The sequence below is a fragment of the Maribrevibacterium harenarium genome (assembly GCF_006385675.1).
Lineage (GTDB): Bacteria > Pseudomonadota > Gammaproteobacteria > Pseudomonadales > Marinomonadaceae > Marinomonas > Marinomonas harenarium.
The window spans coordinates 1-3,425 of record NZ_VFRR01000087.1 but is presented as its reverse complement, the minus strand read 5'-3'; the positions used below and the strand labels follow the sequence as shown (position 1 = coordinate 3,425).

Annotated in this window: 4 protein-coding genes and 1 pseudogene; 4 read left to right on the top strand and 1 reads right to left on the bottom strand. The window is 50.7% G+C overall.

The features are described 5' to 3' along the window. Positions 1–96 precede the first annotated feature (96 nt). Positions 97–849 (bottom strand): annotated as a pseudogene (locus FJM67_RS17060) (IS4 family transposase); the annotation flags it as partial. A 151-nt stretch (positions 850–1,000) separates the two neighbouring features. On the opposite strand from FJM67_RS17060, the gene FJM67_RS17055 reads away from it, so the two are divergent. The 4 genes from FJM67_RS17055 to acuI all read left to right on the top strand — a co-directional run bounded on the left by FJM67_RS17055 (position 1,001) and on the right by acuI (position 3,228). Continuing rightward, positions 1,001–1,252: a type II toxin-antitoxin system Phd/YefM family antitoxin gene (locus tag FJM67_RS17055; protein ID WP_140591887.1), complete on the top strand. Its 252-nt coding sequence runs from the start codon at positions 1,001–1,003 to the stop codon at positions 1,250–1,252. Further along, complete coding sequence (locus FJM67_RS17050) at positions 1,249–1,503, top strand: Txe/YoeB family addiction module toxin (RefSeq protein WP_140591886.1); 255 nt, start codon at positions 1,249–1,251, stop codon at positions 1,501–1,503. The genes FJM67_RS17055 and FJM67_RS17050 overlap by 4 nt, the downstream gene beginning before the upstream one ends. A gap of 74 nt (positions 1,504–1,577) precedes the next feature. Further along, the gene (acuR, locus tag FJM67_RS17880) at positions 1,578–2,204 is read left to right on the top strand and encodes an acrylate utilization transcriptional regulator AcuR (protein ID WP_140591884.1); all 627 of its coding nucleotides are present in this window, start codon (positions 1,578–1,580) and stop codon (positions 2,202–2,204) included. 46 nt (positions 2,205–2,250) lie between these two features. Then, complete coding sequence (acuI, locus tag FJM67_RS17040) at positions 2,251–3,228, top strand: acrylyl-CoA reductase (NADPH) (RefSeq protein ID WP_140591882.1); 978 nt, start codon at positions 2,251–2,253, stop codon at positions 3,226–3,228. Positions 3,229–3,425 lie beyond the last annotated feature (197 nt).

Here is a 3,425-nt window from a genome sequence, read left to right as displayed (position 1 = left end):
GGCCGACTCATGCCGAAATCAGTGGCCAGATGATACCGAAATGGATGGCTGGCTCATGCCGAAATCGCTGGCTCGATGATCCCGAAATACGCACCGTGAGTTGTACTCTTCAACCTCCTCATAAACCAGCCCCTTACGGGCAGGGATTAACCAATGGCGATTGTCATTATTACGATTGACGCTGAGCAAAAGATCGGCTCCCCAAAAGCCTTTATCTAGAAGTGTTACAGAGTGATCAGGAATCCGAGAAATAAAGCTCTCAGCCATGCGAATTTCACCTTTGCGATAGGGACTAATCTGGGCATCAAGCATGATGTGAGATCTTGTATTCATAAGACTGACCAACCTTAGTATAGGATAAGGTGTTTGACGGTTAGTCGAGGTGTTACCAGACCCAAAGTGTTCTCGTAATTCAGGTGTGTCAGGTGTTCGGAATAACGCACCGTCAACAGCGAAAACTTGCAGCCCATTCCAATCATCTGCAGGGTAACGCTCACTTCCCCAATGATAACCTGTTTTACGAAATAGCCACTCAAGTGGCTGGGGGCCTAACCGTTGACGAGCGGAAGAGATACCGCTCTTTGCTAGTAAACAGTCATTAGCCAAACCTTGTGAGCAGATATTTAAGCGTCGTGCCACATCTGCAATAGGCTCATCTCTGAAAAGTGACATGCCTAACACTAACCAAAGAACCTGTTCTGATGGTAGTCGCCGCCTACGAATGGTTGCACTTTGGGTGAGCGTAAGAGCGGATTCGACCCACTCAACAGGGATGTTTTGAGTAAAAGTGCTTTGATCTGAAAATTGATGTAGATCGTCGATTTCAAGCAAGGTTTGGTGAAGAGGCATAAAAAAAATCCAGTAGCCTGATGGTTACTGGATTTTAACTAATTATGCCGTTTTTTTCTTAAGTGAACAGCATTGCAGCACACGCTGGGCTTTTTTGCGCCCCTATCTTATACTGTACTTAATTCCGTACAGCATTAATTTGGAGACAAAAATGGATGCCATCAGCTATACCGCCGCTCGGGCTAATCTCGCCAGCACCATGCAAAAAGTCTGCGAAGACCATGCGCCGATCATCATCACCCGAAAAAGTGAACCGCCAGTGGTCATGGTTTCTTTGGAAGACTACGAAGCCATGCAGGAAACGACCTACCTGCTTCGAGCTCCTACTAATGCCCGTCGCCTATTGGAATCCATTGCCGAACTGGAATCTGACAATGGGCAAGAGCGAGAACTCATGGAATGAAGCTGACCTTCTCGACCCACGCTTGGGAAGACTACTTGTACTGGCAAGCGACGGATAAAAAAGTCCTAAAACGCGTTAACCTACTGATCAAAGACATCCTTCGCGAGCCCTATGAAGGCATCGGTAAACCGGAACCCCTAAAGCATGGCCTATCGGGCTATTGGTCTCGCCGGATCAACGATGAACATCGCATGGTCTACAAGTGTTTGGATGACAGCCTACTGATCGCCCAGCTTAGATTTCACTACTAAACCTAATATACCTTGCAATATAGAGTTCCTTCGCCTATTTTAGACCAACCAGTCTAAATAATAGCTGCTCGATCATGACCGAAGTAACACGTCGCCGTGGGCGACCCAAGTCCAAACCGGACGCCAATGAAGATACCCAAGAAGCCTTACTGCAAGCTGGCCTTGCTTGGCTGACCGAGCACGGGTTCACTGGGAGCAGCCTAGAGAGCATCTTGCGCTCTGTTAATGTGCCAAAAGGCTCTTTCTACCACTACTACCGCAGCAAAGAGGCCTTTGGCTTGGCTGTGCTAGAGCGCTATCGTAAATTTTTTGAATACAAGCTAGATAAGCACCTTTTAAATGAGCAGCTAGCCCCGCTGGATCGCATGCAAGCTTTTATGGATGATGCCATCCGCGGGTTGGAAAAGCACCAATTTGAGCGCGGCTGTTTGATCGGCAATCTAGAGCAAGAAGTCCACGCCCTACCCATTAGCTTTCGGGATGCTATCGAGGCCACTTATGCCAGTTGGCAGCAACGTGTATCCGCCTGTTTACGCCTTGCTCAGCTGCAAGGGCACATTCCCCTAAAGCACTGTCCAGATGACCTTGCCCATGTGTTCTGGCTTGGGTGGGAAGGGGCGGTAACACGATCTCGCTTGCACCATTCGGTTGCGCCACTGAGAGCATTTGGCCAATTCTTTTTGCAAAGCGTGGGCCACTGAGTTTTTTTGATTTTTACTAGACGATCAGTCTAAATTAGGAGGAAGTATGTTTCGCGCCATTCAAATCCATAAAGATGAGCAGGGCTACCGCAGCGAACTGTGCCAAGTTGATGACAGCGCCCTACCCCCTGGGGATGTGGAAATCGCCGTTCAAGCGAGCACCATTAACTACAAAGACGCTCTCGCCATCACCGGCAAAGGCCCCGTGGTACGCCAATTCCCTATGGTGCCCGGCATTGATTTAGTCGGGGAAGTCACCCACTCGGATAGTGGCCGCTTCAAAGTGGGGGATCAAGTACTACTGAACGGCTTTGGCGTCGGGGAAAAACACTGGGGCGGCCTCGCGGAAAAGGCGCGCCTGCAAAGCGAGTGGTTGATCCCACTGCCGCAGGCGCTATCGCCACAACAGGCAATGGCGGTGGGCACCGCAGGCTACACCGCCATGTTGTGTGTCATGGCCTTAGAAAAGCATGGCATTACCCCCGCCATGGGGAAAATTCTAGTGACCGGCGCAGTAGGCGGCGTGGGCAGCTATGCGGTGCGCTTGCTACATAAACTCGGCTATGACGTGGTCGCCTCCACCGGTCGCCCAACCGAAACAGACTACCTAAAAAGCCTTGGCGCCAATGAAGTAATCGACCGTGCCCTGCTATCTGAACCCGGCAAACCATTACAAAAAGAACAATGGGCCGGCGTAGTCGATTGCGTCGGTAGCCACACACTCGCCAATGCCTGTGCCACCACCCAATACGGCGGCGCCGTTGCTGCCTGTGGCTTAGCCCAAGGCATGGACCTACCCGCAACCGTGGCACCCTTTATCCTTCGCGGCGTCACCCTATACGGCATAGACAGCGTTATGCGCCCACTCGCCGACCGGGAAGCCGCATGGCAACGCATCGGTGAACTACTTACCGCCGATGACTTCGACACCATCGGCAAAACCATCGGCCTTGATGACGTGATCCAAGCCGCCCATGACCTACTCGATGGCACCATACAAGGACGCGTCATCGTCAAATTGTAGGACTTCAAGCTCCTCTGAACCGGAGCTTCCATGCAATTCTGGTGAAACATCTACGTAGGAAATGAGATGGACCCGCCCTCCTAACTATGTGCCATGCTTAATGAGCAAACCAAGCAAACCGGCATCTAAGTTAAAAGGAGCGAGTCCTATGAAAAATATTAGCATCCTAGGTATTGATTTGGCGAAACATGTTTTCC

Excerpts from the sequence above, each read along its gene's own strand:
- acuI (WP_140591882.1), top strand. The coding sequence starts at position 2,251 with ATGTTTCGCGCCATTCAAATCCATAAAGATGAGCAGGGCTACCGCAGC.
- FJM67_RS17050 (WP_140591886.1), top strand. The coding sequence starts at position 1,249 with ATGAAGCTGACCTTCTCGACCCACGCTTGGGAAGACTACTTGTACTGG.
- acuR (WP_140591884.1), top strand. The coding sequence starts at position 1,578 with ATGACCGAAGTAACACGTCGCCGTGGGCGACCCAAGTCCAAACCGGAC.
- FJM67_RS17055 (WP_140591887.1), top strand. The coding sequence starts at position 1,001 with ATGGATGCCATCAGCTATACCGCCGCTCGGGCTAATCTCGCCAGCACC.